This window comes from Leifsonia sp. Y862, from assembly GCF_057669585.1.
The window spans coordinates 256,072-273,567 of sequence record NZ_JBYHFR010000001.1 but is presented as its reverse complement, the minus strand read 5'-3'; the positions used below and the strand labels follow the sequence as shown (position 1 = coordinate 273,567).

Annotated in this window: 14 protein-coding genes; 5 read left to right on the top strand and 9 right to left on the bottom strand. The window is 64.3% G+C overall.

Annotation, left to right across the window (positions count from 1 at the left end; all coding sequences use genetic code 11):
- Nucleotides 1-84: 84 nt before the first annotated feature.
- The 3 genes from eno to AC25Z0_RS01225 form a co-directional block, all read right to left on the bottom strand.
- A complete protein-coding gene (eno, locus tag AC25Z0_RS01235; protein ID WP_488132046.1) occupies nucleotides 85-1,365 on the bottom strand; it encodes a phosphopyruvate hydratase in 1,281 nt (426 codons plus the stop codon).
- Nucleotides 1,366-1,439: 74 nt separating this feature from the next.
- Nucleotides 1,440-2,699: a histidine--tRNA ligase gene (hisS, locus tag AC25Z0_RS01230; protein WP_488132045.1), complete on the bottom strand. Its 1,260-nt coding sequence runs from the start codon at nucleotides 2,697-2,699 to the stop codon at nucleotides 1,440-1,442.
- A 77-nt stretch (nucleotides 2,700-2,776) separates the two neighbouring features.
- The gene (locus AC25Z0_RS01225) at nucleotides 2,777-3,310 is read right to left on the bottom strand and encodes a ferritin (protein WP_488132044.1); all 534 of its coding nucleotides are present in this window, start codon (nucleotides 3,308-3,310) and stop codon (nucleotides 2,777-2,779) included.
- A gap of 122 nt (nucleotides 3,311-3,432) precedes the next feature.
- Here AC25Z0_RS01225 and AC25Z0_RS01220 point away from each other — a divergent pair, with 122 nt between their 5' ends.
- Nucleotides 3,433-4,410 (top strand): ABC transporter ATP-binding protein, encoded by a 978-nt coding sequence (locus AC25Z0_RS01220; protein ID WP_488132043.1) that lies wholly within the window; start codon nucleotides 3,433-3,435, stop codon nucleotides 4,408-4,410.
- Entirely contained in the window at nucleotides 4,407-5,543 is a 1,137-nt protein-coding gene (locus AC25Z0_RS01215; protein WP_488132042.1) for an ABC transporter permease, read from the top strand. Before AC25Z0_RS01220 ends, AC25Z0_RS01215 begins: the two co-directional genes overlap by 4 nt.
- Before the next feature lie 185 nt (nucleotides 5,544-5,728).
- Here AC25Z0_RS01215 and AC25Z0_RS01210 read toward each other — a convergent pair whose 3' ends face one another.
- Nucleotides 5,729-6,496 carry a nucleoside triphosphate pyrophosphohydrolase gene (locus tag AC25Z0_RS01210; protein WP_488132041.1) on the bottom strand — a complete coding sequence of 256 codons (768 nt, stop codon included), beginning with the start codon at nucleotides 6,494-6,496 and terminating at the stop codon, nucleotides 5,729-5,731.
- A gap of 89 nt (nucleotides 6,497-6,585) precedes the next feature.
- Between AC25Z0_RS01210 and AC25Z0_RS01205 the strand changes: the two genes are divergently transcribed.
- On the top strand, nucleotides 6,586-7,863 hold the full coding sequence (locus tag AC25Z0_RS01205; protein WP_488132040.1) for a Na+/H+ antiporter NhaA: 1,278 nt from the start codon (nucleotides 6,586-6,588) through the stop codon (nucleotides 7,861-7,863).
- Here AC25Z0_RS01205 and mfd read toward each other — a convergent pair.
- From mfd to AC25Z0_RS01190, 3 genes are all read right to left on the bottom strand, one after another.
- On the bottom strand, nucleotides 7,802-11,479 hold the full coding sequence (gene mfd / locus AC25Z0_RS01200) for a transcription-repair coupling factor (protein WP_488132039.1): 3,678 nt from the start codon (nucleotides 11,477-11,479) through the stop codon (nucleotides 7,802-7,804). The genes AC25Z0_RS01205 and mfd overlap by 62 nt on opposite strands.
- 64 nt (nucleotides 11,480-11,543) lie before the next feature.
- The gene (gene pth, locus AC25Z0_RS01195) at nucleotides 11,544-12,128 is read right to left on the bottom strand and encodes an aminoacyl-tRNA hydrolase (RefSeq protein WP_488133099.1); all 585 of its coding nucleotides are present in this window, start codon (nucleotides 12,126-12,128) and stop codon (nucleotides 11,544-11,546) included.
- 38 nt (nucleotides 12,129-12,166) lie between these two features.
- Nucleotides 12,167-12,757 (bottom strand): 50S ribosomal protein L25/general stress protein Ctc, encoded by a 591-nt coding sequence (locus AC25Z0_RS01190; protein ID WP_488118442.1) that lies wholly within the window; start codon nucleotides 12,755-12,757, stop codon nucleotides 12,167-12,169.
- A gap of 276 nt (nucleotides 12,758-13,033) precedes the next feature.
- Here AC25Z0_RS01190 and AC25Z0_RS01185 point away from each other — a divergent pair, with 276 nt between their 5' ends.
- Complete coding sequence (locus AC25Z0_RS01185) at nucleotides 13,034-13,750, top strand: FadR/GntR family transcriptional regulator (RefSeq protein ID WP_488132038.1); 717 nt, start codon at nucleotides 13,034-13,036, stop codon at nucleotides 13,748-13,750.
- A 162-nt stretch (nucleotides 13,751-13,912) separates the two neighbouring features.
- On the opposite strand, the gene AC25Z0_RS01180 is transcribed toward AC25Z0_RS01185, so the two are convergent.
- Both AC25Z0_RS01180 and AC25Z0_RS01175 read right to left on the bottom strand, forming a co-directional pair.
- A complete protein-coding gene (locus AC25Z0_RS01180; RefSeq protein WP_488132037.1) occupies nucleotides 13,913-15,316 on the bottom strand; it encodes a GntP family permease in 1,404 nt (467 codons plus the stop codon).
- Nucleotides 15,313-15,822 carry a gluconokinase gene (locus tag AC25Z0_RS01175; protein ID WP_488132036.1) on the bottom strand — a complete coding sequence of 170 codons (510 nt, stop codon included), beginning with the start codon at nucleotides 15,820-15,822 and terminating at the stop codon, nucleotides 15,313-15,315. Before AC25Z0_RS01175 ends, AC25Z0_RS01180 begins: the two co-directional genes overlap by 4 nt.
- Nucleotides 15,823-16,025: 203 nt before the next feature.
- Here AC25Z0_RS01175 and gndA point away from each other — a divergent pair, with 203 nt between their 5' ends.
- On the top strand, nucleotides 16,026-17,483 hold the full coding sequence (gndA, locus tag AC25Z0_RS01170; RefSeq protein ID WP_488132035.1) for an NADP-dependent phosphogluconate dehydrogenase: 1,458 nt from the start codon (nucleotides 16,026-16,028) through the stop codon (nucleotides 17,481-17,483).
- The last annotated feature ends 13 nt before the right edge of the window (nucleotides 17,484-17,496 follow it).

Here is a 17,496-nt window from a genome sequence, read left to right as displayed (position 1 = left end):
TGTTGTGCATTCGTTGCGTTGTTTCTAACAAAAAGAAGGCTCTCGAAGCGCGGATCACCGCGCTTCGAGAGCCTTACAGAGTACTTAGCCCTTGAATCGCGGGAAAGCGGAACGGCCGGCGTAGACCGCAGCCTCGCCCAGCTCTTCTTCGATCCTCAGCAACTGATTGTACTTAGCGACTCGCTCGCTGCGGGCAGGCGCACCGGTCTTGATCTGACCGGCATCCGTTGCCACAGACAGGTCGGCGATGGTGGTGTCTTCGGTCTCACCTGAGCGGTGCGACATGACCACCGTGTAGCCGGCGCGCTGCGCGAGGGAAACGGCGTCGAGCGTCTCGGTGAGCGTACCGATCTGGTTGACCTTCACCAGGATCGAGTTGGCTGCACCGATTGCGAGGCCCTTGGCCAGGCGAACCGGGTTGGTGACGAACAGGTCGTCTCCGACGATCTGCACCTTGTCGCCGAGCTGCTCGGTGAGGTGAACGTAGCCGTCCCAGTCCTCTTCCTCGAGCGGGTCTTCGATCGAGACGAGCGGGTATGCCTCAACGAGCTCTGCGTAGTACGCGACGATCTCGGTTGCGGAGAGCTTCTTGCCCTCGAAGTTGTATGCACCGTCGGAGTAGAACTCGGTTGCAGCGCAGTCGAGTGCCAGTGCGATGTCCTTGCCGGGCGTGTAGCCGGCGAGGGTGATGGCTTCGACGATGAGGTCGAGTGCCGCACGGTTGCTCGGCAGGTTGGGAGCGAATCCACCCTCGTCGCCGAGGCCGGTGGAGAGGCCCTTCGACTTCAGCAGGCCCTTCAGAGCGTGGTAGGTCTCGACGCCCCAGCGAAGTCCTTCGCTGAAGGACTCTGCACCCAGCGGCACGATCATGAATTCCTGGATGTCAACGTCGTTGTCTGCGTGCGAGCCACCGTTGATGATGTTCATCAGCGGCACGGGCAGGGTGTGCGCGTTCGGGCCACCGAGGTAGCGGAACAGCGGCAGGTTAGCGGAGTGCGCAGCTGCCTTGGCGACGGCCAGGCTGACGCCGAGGATGGAGTTGGCGCCGAGGCGCTCCTTGTTCTCGGTGCCATCGGCCGCGATGAGTGCGGCGTCCACGATGCGCTGGTCGGTGGCGTCGAGGTCTTCGATTGCCGGTCCGAGGTCGTCGATAACGGCGTCAACTGCCTTGAGCACGCCCTTGCCGAGGTAGCGACCCTTGTCGCCGTCGCGCAGTTCGTATGCTTCGAATGCGCCGGTCGATGCGCCGGATGGGACTGCAGCACGGCTGACCGTGCCATCCTCCAGCAAAACCTCGACCTCGACCGTTGGGTTGCCCCGTGAGTCGAGAATTTCGCGGGCGTCTACTGCCTCAATGAGAGCCACAACTATCTCCTGTGTTCTGGTGTGGATGGTTTGACGGAAACGACGCTGTAATCCATAGCCAGTCTAGTAAGGCCTTATCCGAGCGACTTGAACTCGAGTGAAACGGCATCCGTCGTCTCGGCGTTCACGAAGGCGAAGCGGCCGTAGCCGGCCTCCGCCGCTCGTTCGAGAAGTGCCTTCATGTTCTTCGCCCTGCGCTCAAGGCGCACCCGCAGGCCCTGGGCGATGAGCTGGCCCTTCAGCGCCACCAGCTGGGCAGGGTCTGCATCTTTTTCGTGCACGAGAACGACCGCATTCTGAGCGGATGCCGCATCTTCTTCGAGCAGGTCGACGATGCGTTCGAAGCCGATCGAGAAACCACACGCTGGAACATCTGTGCCGAGGAAGCGGCCGATCATGCCGTCGTAGCGTCCGCCACCACCGAGCGAGTAGCCGCGGGTGGGGTGGGCGATCTCGAAGATGGTGCCCGTGTAGTAGCCCATGCCGCGTACGAGGGTCGGGTCGAAAACGAGTGCGACACCGGGCAGCGCGCTCTTCAGGGCGAGCAGGTCTGCGTATGCCTCGAGGTCGAGCCAAGCCGGGGCTGGGACCTCACCGTCCGTGAGGTTCCAGCCTGCAGTGCCGATGGAGTTCAGCGTCTCTGCGATGCCGGCGGTCTCGACACCCAGCGTGCCGAGTTCGGTGACGACGCCGTCGACGCCGATCTTGTCGAGCTTGTCGATGGTGATGAGCGCGCGCTCGTTGAGCTCAACTGGCACACCCCAGTGGGCCAGCAGCGTGCTGAGGATGCGGCGGTCGTTGATGCGAATGGAACATCCGGTGAGGCCGAGTGCATCCAGCGTTGCAGCGGTGGCCGTGATCAGCTCGATCTCTGCGAGGGCGCTCGGTTCACCAATGATGTCGATGTCGCACTGCATGAACTGGCGGTAGCGACCCTTCTGCGGGCGCTCTGCACGCCAGACGGGCGCGATCTGGATCGACCGGAACACGGTGGGAAGGTTGGCGCGGTGCGTCGCGTAGAAGCGGGCCAGCGGCACGGTGAGGTCGAAGCGCAGCCCAAGGTCGGCCAGCGACAGGACATCGCCGGTCTCGGCCGCGGCGGTGAGGTCGTCTGCGCCGAGTCCGCGCTTCATCACGGCGAAGGCGAGCTTCTCGTTGTCGCCACCCAGGCCGGAGTGCAGGCGAGCTGAGTCTTCCATCACGGGCGTTTCGATCTCGTCGAAACCGTGGGCAGCGAAGTTCGTCCGGATGATCCCGAGAGCATGTTCCCTGGTTGCCTTCTCGGCTGGAAGGAAGTCACGCATGCCACGGGGAGGAGTCACAGAAGTCGCCATGACTCAATTCTGCCAGCTTGCCGCGATGCAGAATTGCGACAAGCTGGCAGACGTGGTGCGGTGTAGGCGCGCGTCGCTTAGAGAGCGCCGCCTGCGGCTCCTGGGGCATCCGCTTCAAGCCCGCCGTCACCGACGTTTTCGCGAGCGACGAAATTCTCCAGGTCAAACCAGTTGTCGTCGGCGCGCTTGGCGACGGTCAGCAGTGTCGACATGGAGGCGACCTCTTCGATCTGCTCCTTGAGGAACCACAGCATGGCCTGCTCGCCGAGGGCATCGCCATCTGCGCGAGCCGCCTTGAACATGGCCTCGATCTGGTTGGTGACCTGCTTTTCCTGTTCAAGAGCGAGCGCAATCGGCTCTACCGTGTTCAGGAAGTCGTTGCGGACGGCCGGGATGCCGGGGATCACGATGTCGAGACCGCGGTCGAGGCGGTACTGCACCAGCATCATGGCGTGATTGCGCTCTTCAATCGACTGGCGGTAGAAGTGGGCGGCCAGCTGCGGAAGGTCTTGGTTGTCGAACCAGACGGCGATGGCAATGTACTGCTGCGATGCAGCAAACTCGTTCCCGATCTGGGCGGCCAGAAGTTCGTTGAATGACGTTTCGCTCATGATCAGACGCTAACGGCAACGGAGCGCAAGCACCAGTGAGGTAAGGCTCCACGAACTTGCTTCGCTCCAACTAGACTCGCAGCCAGTATGCCGGTGACGGCAGCACCACAAGGGGGTCATGCATGAGCAGCACCGTGAGCAGCACCACATCGGGCGGCATTCACGTCGTCGGAGTCAGTCGCAGTTTCGGATCGGTGCATGCCGTGCAGGATGCCACGCTGAGCGTGGCGCCAGGATCGGTCACGGCGCTCATCGGCCCCAACGGGTCTGGCAAGACCACGCTGATGCTCATGCTGGCCACGCTGCTCGCCCCCGACACCGGAACCATCACGGTCGCCGGCCACAACCCGGTGACGGACCCCGCTGCGGTTCGCGCGTCGATGGGCTGGATGCCCGACGTGCTGGGCGCCTGGCCAAGCCTGAGCGTGCGCGCCGCACTCGAGGTGACGGGGCGGATGTATCGGCTGAGCCGCGCCCAGGCCGAAGTGCGTGCATCGGAGCTGATCGTGCTGACCGGGCTCTCCCCGTTGGCCGACCAGCCGTCGCGCGTGCTGTCCCGTGGCCAGAAGCAGCGTCTCAGCCTCGCTCGGGCGCTTGTGCACAATCCGTCGGTGTTGCTGCTCGATGAGCCGGCATCCGGCCTTGACCCCGTTGCCCGCGCCGCCCTGCGTGACCTCGTGAAGCATCTCGCCGCTGAAGGCACCGCAATCCTGGTCTCGAGCCACGTGCTCGCCGAGCTCGACGAGATGGCGGATGCCGCTGTCTACGTGACCGAGGGTCGTACGGTCAGCGCTGACCGCGTGGCCAAAGCCGGGGCGAGTGCCAGGGCGTGGCGCATCCGCTCACTGGATCCCGCCGCGTTGGCTGCAGCGCTTGGCAGCGTTGGGGTCGGACCAGAGATCAGCAGCATCGACAACCTCGGCACGCTGGTGCAGATTGCCCACGAGGCCGCAGCGGCTGACTTGTTGGCCCAGCTGGTGAGCCGAGGCGTTCCGATCACGGCGTTCGGCCCGGCCGTCGGCAACCTGGAGCACACCTTCCTCGACCTCAGCAGAACCGACCTCAGCAGAACCAGCGCAACCGGAGAGGCTGCACTGTGAGCCGCGTAGACCTGACAGAAACCCAGCCGGCAGAGCGTCCGGGATCCGTGCCGGATTCGGCGCTTCGGACATACCTCTCCGGGCTGTGGCTGATCGTCACGCTGGAACTTCGCCAGCGTGTGCGCGGAGTCGCCTGGTACGTGTTGCTCGGGATCTTTGTGCTGCTGGTCGGCGCGGTGACCGCGCTGCTGTGGGTGTCGACCAACGCGTGGGACAGCGGCGGAGGCGGCGTCTTCTCCACGATCGTGTTCTTCGTGCTGCTGCTCGGAACGCTGGTCTCCCCTGCGCTCTCCGGAAATGCGATCAACGGCGATCGGGAGGCCGGCACCCTTGCCACCACCCAGGTCACTCTCGTCACCACAGGACAGCTGGTGTTCGGCAAGTTCCTGGCTGCCTGGATCACGGCGCTGGCGTTCCTCGCCGCTGCCGTGCCGTTCCTCATCCTTGCCGTCGTACTCGGCGGGGTCTCAGCCGCGACCATCGCGATGTCGACGCTGATGCTCGCCATCGAACTCGGCGTGGTTGCGGCCGTCGGAGTGGGACTGTCCGGCGTACTGACCAGGGGCCTGTTCTCCATCGTCGTGACGTACCTCGTCGTCGCCGCACTGAGCGTTGGCACGCTCATCGCGTTCGCCCTGCTCGGCACGGCCACCAAGACCGAAACGACATATGTGAGCATCGACGTCGCGTCGGCAACCTACGACGAGCAAAGCGGGGCCGCTTCTGATGTGATCTGTGCAGCGCCCGTAACACGCACGCAGGATGTTCCGCGTTTCGACCTCTACTGGTGGATCCTCGCCGCCAATCCCTACGTCGTGGTGGCCGACGCGTCTCCTGGCGTCTTTGACGCTAGCGGCTACCCTGAGGACCTCTTCGGCTGGATTTCCGTGGGCGTTCGTACTGCCCAGGAACCGCCCGAACTCAACCAGGTGAACGACTACTGCGCGCAAACCAAGGCGAACTACCCGCCAACCGACTACCCGACCTCGCAGGAGATCTACGACGCAGCAGTGCCGTCGTGGTTCGTTGGCCTCGGCATCCACCTGCTGCTCGGTGCCGGTGCGCTCACGTGGGCGTGGCGCCGTACCCGGACGCCGGCGCGCACCCTCGCATCGGGGAGCCGGATCGCCTAGCGGCACTCGGTCCGTTCGGTCCGTTCGGTCCGTTCGGTCCGTTCGGTCGAGGAGCGAGTGTCAGCGAGCGTCTCGAGACCCCGGCTGCCGACCCTCTGGCGCGCGCACAGCATCCGCTCGCAAGAAATCGACCCGAAACTGATGCTTTGGGTCGATTTCTTGCGAGTCGAGCGCTTGAACGCTCACTACGCCTGGCGACCGATGATGCCGGCGTCGAACGGGTCGGTGTCGAACTGGTCGGCGTCGCCCTGGTACTCCCCCGATTCGCCTGCAGCGGATGCCGTCGACTCCGCTTCCGCTTCAGCTTCCGCTTCCCTGATCTCATCCTGCAGGTCGCGCAGCGCACTCCGCAGAGCACGCTCTGAATCGAGTCCAGCCGACTTGGCCGATGACACGATCGCCAGAAGCAACGGACCGAGTTCGTCTTCACTCGCAATGGGCATCGCCTGCGGCGCACTCGGGTCGAGCAATCCGATCTTGTGGGCACGCCCCAGCACCTTGTCGGCGAGCGAGAGCGCCGGCATTCCTTGCGGGATGCCATCGAGCACGCTCGTGCGATGCGGCTTCTCCGCAGCCTTGTAGCCGTCCCAGGCCTGGGCGACCTCGTCGGCGGTCTCTAGTTGGGTGCCGCCGAAAACGTGGGGATGACGGCCGACCATTTTCGCCGTCATGTGGGCGGCGACATCCTGAATATCAAAGTCTTCGCCGCTCGTGTGCGCGGCGATATCAGCATGGAAGAGCACCTGGTACAGCACGTCGCCGAGCTCTTCGAGCATCTCTTCCCGGCTGCCGGCTTCGATCGCATCGATCAGCTCGTGGCTTTCCTCGATGAGGTACTGCACGAGTGAGGCGTGGGTCTGCTCTGCATCCCACGGGCAGCCGCCTGGCGCTCTGAGCTGGGCGACCGTATCGATCAGGATCTCGAGCTGGCTCTTGCCTGACTCATCGGTCATAAAAATGCCTCCACGCTTTCGCTGTTCACAACATCGTAGACTGCCTCGCTAAGCTTGATTTTTGGTGAGCCGGGAAGTCTGGTCGGCGGGTGGAGGATTCCACTCTCGATCTCTACTCGAACCTTGACGGTTTGGAACAGGCACTCATGAAAGCCACCCGCACGAATATCTTCCGCACGAACTTCTTCCGATCAGAGCGCTACGCTGCAGCACTGCTGCTCATCGCGGCCGTCGTCGGACTCCTCATCGCAAACCTGTCATTCGGCGCCGATGTCATCACCTTCTTCGATGAACATCGCGATCTCGGCATCCTCGGACTCGATCTCTCGATCTCCCACTGGATCAGCGACGGCATCCTCGCCCTCTTCTTCTTCAACGTGGCCGTCGAGCTGAAGCGTGAACTCGTGATCGGCGACCTCAACAGTGCCGGCAAAGCCGCGCTGCCGGCCTTCGCCGCTCTCGGCGGCGTCATCGTGCCTGCTGCGATCTACCTGGTCGTGACCCGTGGCACCGACCTCGCCGCCGGTTGGCCTGTACCAACTGCAACGGATATCGCCTTCGCCCTCGGCGTGCTCGCGGTCTTCGGGCGCGGCCTCCCGACCAGGGTGCGGGTCTTCCTGCTCGCCCTCGCCGTGCTCGACGACCTCGTCGCCATCCTCATCATCGCGTTCTTCTTCACCCAGGATGCCCAGCTGGCCTACATCGGGTACGCCGCCATCACGGCCACCCTCTTCGGCATGATCAGCCGGCTGCTGAAGCCCCGATCCGGCTGGATCCTCTCCCGCAGGCCGCAGTGGCCGCTCGTGCTCACGTTGAGCGTGCTCGGAGTGCTCACCTGGTACTTCACTTACCAGTCAGGCGTGCACGCGACAATCGCCGGCGTCGTGCTCGGCCTGGTCATGGCCCGCATCCCCGCCGGGCGCGCGCACCAGGTCATCGAGCCGTACTCCAACGGCATCATCCTGCCGCTCTTCGCCTTCTCTGCCGCCCTGGTTGTCATCCCAGCGGTCAGCATCGGCGAGCTCAGCCCTGCGTTCTGGGGCATCCTCATCGCGCTGCCCGTCGGCAAGTTCATCGGCATCACGCTCGCCGGCTGGCTCGGTGCGTCGATCTCCAGAAAACGTGGAGGCGCCGTGCTGACGCTGCCCGATGTGATCGTCGTCGCCTGCCTCGGCGGCATCGGCTTCACGGTGTCACTACTCATGGGCGAGCTCGCGTTCCGCGGACACGACGTCGTCATCGACGAGGCGACCCTGGCCGTTCTGCTCGGCTCAGGCGTCTCCATCGTCGTGTCTGCGCTGGTGGTTACCGCGCGGGCTCGGCAGTACCGGTCGACTCAGCGACAACCACAGGTGGCGGGAAAATAGCACCAAGGAAGGTGCCGGTCCACTCGATGAGGGTCGCGTCATCCGGTGCCTCGCCGTGCACCCGCGGCAACGGGACAATCATCGAACCCGTCTGGGCGACGTAGCGGGTACCCGGGTACATCCGCTGCAGGCGCACCTGCATGGAGTCGGCCAGGTCGGCCGGTGCGACGCGCAGGTTCGAACCCATCGCGACGACCTCGCCGAGGCCGGCGCGCTGCGCCTGGCGGCGAAGACGCGACACTGCGATGAGGTTCTTCACCGGCAGCGGCGGCTCACCGTAGCGGTCGGTGAGTTCCTCGAGTACGAGGTCGATCTGGTCGTCCTTGGCGGCCGGCGAACTGGCACTCGACAGCTTCTGGTACGCCTCGAGACGCAGACGCTCGCTGTCGACGTAGTCTTCGGGAATGTGAGCGTCGACCGGCAGCTCAAGGCGCAGCTCGGTCTGGCCCTCAGCCACGTCGCCCCTGAAGGTCGACACGGCCTCACCGATCATGCGCAGGTACAGGTCGAAGCCGACGCCGGCGATGTGGCCGGCCTGCTCACCACCGAGCAGGTTTCCCGCTCCACGGATCTCCAGGTCTTTCAGAGCCACCTGCATGCCGCTGCCGAGTTCGTTGTTGGCAGCGATGGTCGACAGCCGCTCGTGCGCGGTCTCTGACAGTGGCTTGTTCTCGTCGTAGAGGAAGTAGGCATACGCCCGCTCGCGGCCACGACCGACACGGCCGCGCAGCTGGTGCAGCTGGCTGAGCCCGTACTTGTCTGCCCGGTCGATGATGATGGTGTTCGCGTTCGCGATGTCGAGGCCGGTCTCGATAATCGTCGTCGAGACGAGCACGTCGAACTTGCGCTCCCAGAAGTCAACGACAACCTGTTCGAGCTGGGCCTCAGGCAGCTGCCCGTGCGCGACGGCGATGCGCGCCTCTGGCACGAGCTCCTTGAGCTGCGCTGCGATCCGGTTGATGCTCGACACCCGGTTGTGCACGAAGAAGATCTGGCCTTCCCGCAGCAGCTCGCGCCGGATGGCGGCCCCCACCTGACGGTCGGAATACGGGCCGACGAACGTGAGGATCGGGTGCCGGTCTTCTGGCGGGGTGGCCAGTGTCGACATCTCACGGATGCCGGTCACGGCCATCTCCAGCGTGCGTGGGATCGGGGTCGCGCTCATGGCCAGGATGTCGACGTTGGTCTTCAGCTTCTTCAGCGAATCCTTGTGCTCAACGCCAAAGCGCTGCTCCTCATCGATGATGACCAGGCCGAGATCCTTGATGATGATCGAGTCCGACAGCAGCCGGTGCGTACCGATGACCATGTCGACGGTGCCGTCGAGAAGGCCGGCCAGGGTTTCCCGCGACTCCTTCTCGGTCTGGAAGCGTGACAGGGCCCGCAGGTGCACCGGGAACCCGGCGAAGCGTTCCTGGAACGTCTCCATGTGCTGGCGCACCAGCAGCGTCGTCGGCACGAGCATGACGACCTGCTTGCCGTCCTGGATCGCTTTGAACGCGGCACGCACGGCGACCTCGGTCTTACCGAAGCCCACGTCGCCTGACAGCAGGCGGTCCATCGGGATGGGCCGCTCCATGTCGGCCTTCACCTCGTCGATGGTCGTGAGCTGGTCTGGCGTTTCCGCGAACGGGAATGCCTCTTCGAGCTCACGCTGCCAGGGGGTGTCAGGCCCGAAGGCGTGACCCTTGCTCGCCATCCGCGCAGAGTAGAGCTTCACCAGTTCGACAGCGATGTCGCGCACGGCCTTGCGCGCCTTGGTCTTGGCCGCAGACCAGTCACTGCCGCCCATCTTGCTGAGCGCTGGGGCCTCACCGCCGACGTAACGGCTGAGCAGGTCGAGCTGGTCTGTGGGCACAAACAGCTTGTCGCCCGGATGTCCGCGCTTGGACGGCGCGTACTCAAGCACCAGGTACTCGCGCTTCGACTTCACCGGATTCCGCCCGCCGCTCGACACCTCCCGCTGTGTCAGTTCGACGAACTTGCCGATACCGTGCGTCTGGTGCACGACGAAGTCGCCGGCTTTCAGCTGCAGCGGGTCGACGACGTTCTTGCGCCTCGTCGCCAGTTTCTTCACCTGGCGGGCGTCGTAGCCAATGGTGCGGCCGTAGAACTCGGTCTCGCTCACCAGGGTGAGCATGGTCTCCGGCAGCTCAAAGCCGTGTTCAACGGATGCCTTCACCACGTACGCGATGCCGGGTTCGGCATCCGCTGGGAACTCATCGACGATACGGGCCGGCAGCTCGTAGCCGGCCAGCACGTCGGCCGCGCGCTCCACCAGGCCGATGCCACGCGCGGTGATGACGACGGTCCAGCCGTCTTTCAACCGGGTGGCCAGGTGCCCGACGGCGCCTTCGACGCTGCCCTGGAAGCTCGGCACGGCATCCGCTTGGATGCGCACCGTCAGCAGGTCGTCCATCTCGCGGTGTTCTGGCAAGACGGGCGCGTCGTCGGGTGCAGCCTGGAACGTGCTGAGCGTCCACCATGGATGATTCGGGGCACTCTGGCCAGGGGCGGAGAACGTGACAGATTCACGCAGCGCGCCGAGGGTGAGGAAGTCCCCGGAATCGAGGTCGATCGGCGCCTCTGCGCCGGCCGTCGCGGCATTCCAGGCAGCGGAGAGGAACTCGCGGTTCGTCTCGGCGAGGCTGATCGCCCTCGAGGCCACCCGCTCAGGCGAGATGACCGCAACGGCGGCGCCCTCAGGCAGGTAGTGCGTGACAGGCACCAGGCGTTCAAGCAGCGCGGGGGCCAGGCTCTCCATACCCTCGACCGGGATGCCCTCTGCGATCTTGGCGAGCATGCCAGACAAACTCGGGAACTCATGCTGCATCTCGGCGGCGCGCTGGCGCACAGCGGGGCTCAGCAGCAGTTCGCGACTGGGCGGCAGGGTGACGGATGCGATGGGCTCGGCCATCGAGCGCTGGTCGGCCACCGAGAATGCGCGGATCTGCTCGACCTCATCGCCGAAGAACTCCACGCGGTACGGGTGCGGGGCAATGGCGGGGAACACATCGAGGATGCCACCGCGCACGGCAAATTCGCCGCGCCTGGTCACCATGTCGACGCGGGAGTAGGCCACATTCACCAGTTGCAGGGCAATCTGGGCCAGGTCGTGTCCACGGCCGCCGGCCACCAGTTCAATGGGCTCATAGTCGGTGAGGTTGTCGGCCACCGGCTGCAGGGCGGCGCGAACGGATGCCACCACGATCAGCGGACGACGCGTCGCCGGGTCTGATTTCTCCCACTCGCGCATGCGGCGCAGGGCGTAGAGCCGGCGGCCCACGATCTCGGCGCTCGGGCTCAACCGCTCGTGCGGCAGTGTCTCCCACGCCGGGAAGTCGACAATCTCGGCGTGATTCTCACCGGTGGGCGTCGAACCGGGTGCGAAGCACGCCAGGTTCTCGCGGAGCGCCTCTGAGTCGCGCCCGGTTGCGGTGATGACGAAGAGCGACTGGGTGGCGCCCAGCGTGCGCCGTCGCCCGAGCAGAGCCGCAAGCAGCGGAGCACGCAGTCCCTCTGTCAGGGAGAAATCGGCGTCCCGTGCGGCGAAGCCGAGGGCCTTTTCGAACGTGGAGGCGCCAGAAAGCGCATTGATTAGGCCCTGGAGGATCACTCGACAAGTCTAAACGTCAGCACCGACACAGTCTGAGCGTTCGCTTACCGCGCGCTGGTAGGCCCTAGGCCGGGGAGTGGAACTTCTGTTGCGCAGAGGCGAGACCTTCTGCGGCAATGAGCTCAACGGCATCCGCTGAATCTGCCAGCAGGTTGGGCAGGGTGGTTCGTTCTGTCGACGCGAAGTCGTGCAGCACGAAGTCCGCAGGGCTCTGTCGCCCCGGCGGACGCCCGATGCCGACGCGCACCCGCGTGAAGTCGCCGGTGCCCGTTGCGGCGATGATGTCGCGCAGGCCGTTGTGACCGCCGTGACCGCCACCGAACTTGAGTTTGAGGGTGTCGAATGGCACGTCGAGCTCATCGTGAACGACGATGAGGCGCGACGGATCGATTGAGTAGAAGCGCAAGAGCGCAGCGACCGGCCCGCCGGACACATTCATGAACGTGTTGGGCTTGGCCAGGACCAGCTTGGGCCCACCGGGGAAACTGCGTCCCTCTGCGACCGTCGCGTTGGTCTTGTGCGACTTGAAGTTCGCCGACATGCGATCGGCGAGTTCGGCCAGAACCATCTGACCGACATTGTGTCTATTACCGGCGTAGCCGGGCCCGGGGTTACCGAGCCCGACTACGAGCCAGAGATTCTCGTCCAGGGGATTCCTCCGCTTACGACGAAACCAGTGGGGGATGACTACTCGGCAGCTGCTGCCGGAGCTTCCTCAGCGGCGTCTTCTTCGGTCTCGCCACGCGGGGTGTGTACGTAGAGCACCAGGGCGTCAGCGTCGGTGATGAGCGAAGCGCCGGCCGGGAGGGTGATGTCCTTGGCGTGGATCTGCGCGCCGTCTTCGAGTCCGTCAACGTTGACAACAACGTTCTCCGGGATGTTGACAGCTTCGACCTCGAGGAGCAGGGTCTTGGTGTCGAAGTCGACGTTGGTGCCCGCAGCTGCTTCGCCCTCAACGTGGATTGCAACTTCAACCTGAACCTTTTCGCCCTTGCGGACGACGATGAGGTCGATGTGCTCGATGATCTGGCGAACGGGGTCCTTCTGGACATCCTTCACCAGGGTCAGGTGGCTTTCGCCGTCGAGCTTGATCTCGATGATGGCGTTTGCCTTACGGAGAACCAGTGCGGTCTGGTGTGCCGGAACGGCAACGTGGACCGGGTTGGTGCCGTGGCCGTAGATGACGGCGGGGATCTTGCCTGCAACGCGAAGGCGGCGGGCGAAGCCCTTGCCGAAGTTTTCGCGCAGCTCTGCGTCGAGAGCGAAGTTGTCAGCCATGAGGTTTCTCCTTGCGGGCCTTTCGACCCAGATGATGTTCGCAGGCGGAGCCTCGCGAATCGGTGTACTGGTTCAACTCGAACGCATGTCAGCGTGAGGAAAGTCCGAAAGGGTCTTCTCGCCGCGTCGATAACGGAGCCGCATCCACTGTTTCCAGGGGTCGCGATTCCCTCGCCGAAGTTCAGTGTGCCAGTCTAGCGCAGGTTTCTGCTCATGCATTCCGGTTTCGCGGCATGGGACGAAGCGCTCCCCTCCGGCGCCCGATACAGTACGAACATGCCGTCAAGCCTCCACACCCGTGTGCTCGACGACATCGGTACCTCAATCGTCGACGGCACCTATCCCCCAGGGTCGATCATCCGCTCAGATGAGATCGGGCAGCGCCTCGGCGTCAGCCGGTCTGTGGCCAGGGAGGCGGTACGAGTACTGCAGTCGATCGGCCTCGTCGAGTCGGTCAAGCGGCTCGGCATCAGGGTGCTCCCGCAGTCGGCGTGGAACGCATACGACCCGACGCTCATCAGCTGGCGCCTGGCCGGTGCAGGGCGTGCAGCCCAGCTGCGCTCACTCACCGAGTTGCGTGCGGCCGTTGAACCCATAGCTGCGGAGCTTGCCGCAACGCACAGCCCACAGAGCCTGTCGGGTGAGCTCATGGCCGTTGCAGCCCAGATGCGCACCGTCGGCCGCTCAGGCGACCTCGAACACTTTCTTCAGCTCGACATCCTGTTCCACAAGCTCGTGTTGCACGGCTCCGGAAACGAGATGTTCGCCAAACTCGACGAACCCATCGCCGCGGTGCTCTCCGGTCGCACCGAACTCGGCCTGATGCCGACCCACCCCCACGAGACCGCGCTGCAGTGGCACGTGGATGTCGCCGATGCGATCCAGGGCGGGCACCCGTCGGCCGCGCGGGAGTCGATGGAGCTCATCATGCGACGCACGGTGAGCGAGGTCGAGTCCACCTGGGCAGACACCGCGCGGCCGTTCTTCAGTTAGAGCCCGAGCTCTCGAGCTCGGCGCCCGACGTGTAGCTCAGCGCCCGACGTGTAGCGAATACAGGATGAATCGACCATGTGTCGTCGAAAACAGGAAAAATCAGCCCAATCCAGGGCGCGCATCCTGTATTCGCTACACCCGGTCTGACGATCGCGAACGGGTTTAGAAGAGCCCGGCGATCAGGAAGATCGCGAGCGCAATCACGAAGCCGACGACGGCAACCAGGGCCTGGCCGACCGTCCACGTCTTCAGCGTGGTCTTGGTGTCCATCTCGAAGAAGCGGCTTACCAGCCAGAATCCAGAGTCGTTCACGTGACCGGCAAATACCGAACCGGCAGCGAGGGCGAGCACGATCGCAGCGAGCTGGATCGGGCTGTAGTCGCTGTTTCCCATCACGACGGGCTGCATGAGCGCCGCTGCGGTGGTGAGCGCGACGGTTGCCGACCCCTGGGCGACACGCACGACGGCTGCGATCACGAAGCCGGCGACGATGACGGGGAGGCCGATCGCATCGAGTGAGTCAGCAACAGCGTTGCCGATGCCGCTTGAGCGCAGGACGCCACCGAACATTCCACCTGCACCGGTGATGAGGATGACCGAACACACAGGGCCGAGCGCGCTGTCAACCACGGAGTCGATGAGGCTGGCCGACTTGCCCTTCCTCCAGCCGAGCAGGATCATCGCGAGCAGCACGGTGATCAGCAGGGCGACAGGGGTCTCACCGAGCGTGCGGAGCACCTGGACCCAGCCGTTGTCGAGCGAGACGAGTCCTGCGGTTGCGGCCATGTTCAGGCCGGTGTTCAGGAAGATCAGTCCGAGCGGCAACAGCAGCAGGATGAGGATGGTGCCGAGCTTCGGCTTGGACGCGAAGTCGGCGAAGTCGCCGGTGCTTCCGCGCAGAATCGACGGCACTGGAAGGTTGTACTTCTTGCCGACGTAGCGGCCGAACAGGTGTCCGACGACGTACCAGGTGGGCAGCGCGACGATGAGACCGAAGATCAGCACGAGTCCGACATCCGCCCCCAGCAGGCCTGTCGCGGCAACGGGACCGGGGTGCGGCGGAACGAAGATGTGCATCACAGAGAATGCGACAGCCGACGGGAATGCATACAAGAGGAACGATCCGCCGAGGCGACGTGCGACCGCGAAGATGATGGGCAGCATCACGACGAGCCCTGCGTCGAAGAAGATCGGGAACCCGAACATCAGCGAGGCGACGGCGAGGGCGAGTGGAGCACGCTTCTCACCGAACTTGTTGATCAGTGCATCGGTGAGCACCTGTGCGCCACCGCTGGTCTCCAGCATCCGGCCGAGCATCGCGCCGAGACCGACGAGAAGCGCCACGCTTCCGAGTGTGCTGCCAAAGCCGCCGAGCAGTGTGGGCATGAGGCTCGCGGTGGGAATACCGGTCGCCACTGCCGTGAGCAGGCTCACGATGATGAGTGACAGGAACGCGTGCACCTTGAACTTCATGATCAGCACGAGCAGTAGCCCGATGGCTGCTACGGCGATTCCGAGAAGGGCGGGTGTTGAGAGCACCCAGTTCATCTCTAGGTCGGTCATCATTGTCCTATCTGAGTGGTGATCAGCCCGACGATTTCGGCTGGGCTGCGTGTGAGATCAACCCGGGCGCCGGCCTCAGCTGGGGTCAGCGGCTCGAGCGTCGCGAATTGCGAATCGAGCAATGTGGGGGGCATGTACTCGTGGTTGCGGTGAGAGAGTCGCTCGGCGATCAGGGCCTGGCTGCCTTCGAGCTGTACGAAGTAGAGGCTGGGCACGATGTCGCGCATCAGGTCGCGGTAGCTCACCTTGAGGGCTGAGCATGCGACGACCAGCGGGTCGCCGTTCTCCAGCGCCTCTGCGATGGTCTGGGCGATCAGGGTGAGCCATGGCAGCCGGTCGACATCGGTGAGCGGATGCCCGGACGCCATCTTTTCCTTGGCTTCTGCGCTGTGCAGTGAATCGCCATCGAGGAAACGCATTCCGCGGGAATCCGCGAGTGCCTGCCCGACGGTGGATTTCCCACAGCCTTGGACGCCCATCACAATGATGGGCTGAATTACATCAGTCATTGACGCTCCGCCACTCTTATCAGACGCTTCTTTACATCAGATCATTGGGCGGTGTCGCACTCAATAAATCAGATTTCAATGAGTAAAGCTATCAGTTACGTCTGCCGTGTCAAAATGAGCGGAACCCGGCGTCGAGTGCGGGATTCGTCTTCTACCGATAGCCTTGAAAACGGTCTGGAATCCATCGACCCAAGGGAGTGAATGTGTCAGATAGCAGCGCAGCTCAGGCAAATATCGGCGTGGTCGGATTGGCGGTGATGGGCTCGAACCTGGCCCGCAACCTCGCCAGCCGCGAAGGCAACACCGTCGCCGTATACAACCGCTCCCCCGGGCGCACTCGCCAGCTCGTGAGCGAGCACCCTGAGGCCGGCTTCGTCGCTTCAGAGACCATCGAGGACTTCGTCGCATCACTGGCCAAGCCGCGCACCGCGATCATCATGGTGCAGGCCGGCAAGGGCACGGATGCCGTTATCGACCAGCTCACCGAGCTCTTTGAACCCGGCGACATCATTGTTGATGGCGGGAATGCCGACTTCCACGACACCATCCGTCGCGAGAAAGCCGTCAGCGCAACCGGCGTGAACTTCGTCGGCGCCGGCATCTCCGGCGGTGAAGAGGGCGCGCTCAAGGGTCCGAGCATCATGCCGGGTGGCTCAGCAGAGGCATACGTCACGCTCGGCCCGATCCTCGAATCGATCGCGGCGGTCGTTGACGGCGTTCCGTGCGTCACGCACGTCGGCACCGATGGTGCAGGTCACTTCGTCAAGATGATCCACAACGGCATCGAGTACGCCGACATGCAGCTCATCGCCGAGGCGTACGACCTGCTGCGCCAGGTCGGCGGCCACTCCCCCACAGCCATCGCTGACATCTTCTCCGAGTGGAACCAGGGCGAGCTCGAGAGCTACCTCATCGAGATCACCGCTGAAGTGCTGCGCCAGGTCGACGCGAAGACGGGCAAGCCGTTCGTTGACATCGTGCTCGACGAGGCCGGCTCAAAGGGCACCGGCGTCTGGACAGTGCAGAACGCACTCGACCTCGGCGTTCCCGTCGGCGGCATCGCAGAAGCCGTCTTCGCACGCGCCGTCTCCAGCCACCCCGAGCAGCGTGGACCGGTTCGCGCCGGCATCACCGCGCGTCCAGAAATCGCTGTCGTCGGCCACACCTTCCAGGAGGATGTGCGCGCTGCGCTCTACGCCTCAAAGATCGTCGCGTACGCCCAGGGCTTCGACGCGATCATCGCTGGGGCCGAGAAGTACAACTGGAACATCGACAAGGGTGCGATCGCCACGATCTGGCGCGGCGGCTGCATCATCCGCGCCCAGTTCCTGAACCGCATCAAGGACGCGTACGCGAACGACGAGACGATCACCACGCTGCTGGTCGACCCGTACTTCGCCCAGGCTGTCACCGACGGTGAAGCGGCCTGGCGTCGGATCGTTTCGACGGCCGCGCTGTCTGGCATCCCGGCCCCCGGCTTCTCGTCTGCGCTCAGCTACTACGACTCGCTCGCGAGCGAGCACCTGCCGGCCGCACTCGTTCAGGGACAGCGCGACTTCTTCGGAGCGCACACCTACAAGCGCGTCGACATGCCTGGCACGTTCCACACACTGTGGTCTGGCGACCGCAGTGAGATCGAGACAGAGGGATCGAGCCACTAGGCGCGAGCACTCA

What these genes read in the sequence shown, in the direction of transcription:
- hisS (WP_488132045.1), bottom strand. Translation starts at nt 2,699, where the DNA reads ATGGCGACTTCTGTGACTCCTCCCCGTGGCATGCGTGACTTCCTTCCA.
- AC25Z0_RS01225 (WP_488132044.1), bottom strand. Translation starts at nt 3,310, where the DNA reads ATGAGCGAAACGTCATTCAACGAACTTCTGGCCGCCCAGATCGGGAAC.
- AC25Z0_RS01220 (WP_488132043.1), top strand. Translation starts at nt 3,433, where the DNA reads ATGAGCAGCACCGTGAGCAGCACCACATCGGGCGGCATTCACGTCGTC.
- AC25Z0_RS01210 (WP_488132041.1), bottom strand. Translation starts at nt 6,496, where the DNA reads ATGACCGATGAGTCAGGCAAGAGCCAGCTCGAGATCCTGATCGATACG.
- AC25Z0_RS01190 (WP_488118442.1), bottom strand. Translation starts at nt 12,757, where the DNA reads ATGGCTGACAACTTCGCTCTCGACGCAGAGCTGCGCGAAAACTTCGGC.
- AC25Z0_RS01185 (WP_488132038.1), top strand. Translation starts at nt 13,034, where the DNA reads ATGCCGTCAAGCCTCCACACCCGTGTGCTCGACGACATCGGTACCTCA.
- AC25Z0_RS01180 (WP_488132037.1), bottom strand. Translation starts at nt 15,316, where the DNA reads ATGATGACCGACCTAGAGATGAACTGGGTGCTCTCAACACCCGCCCTT.
- AC25Z0_RS01175 (WP_488132036.1), bottom strand. Translation starts at nt 15,822, where the DNA reads ATGACTGATGTAATTCAGCCCATCATTGTGATGGGCGTCCAAGGCTGT.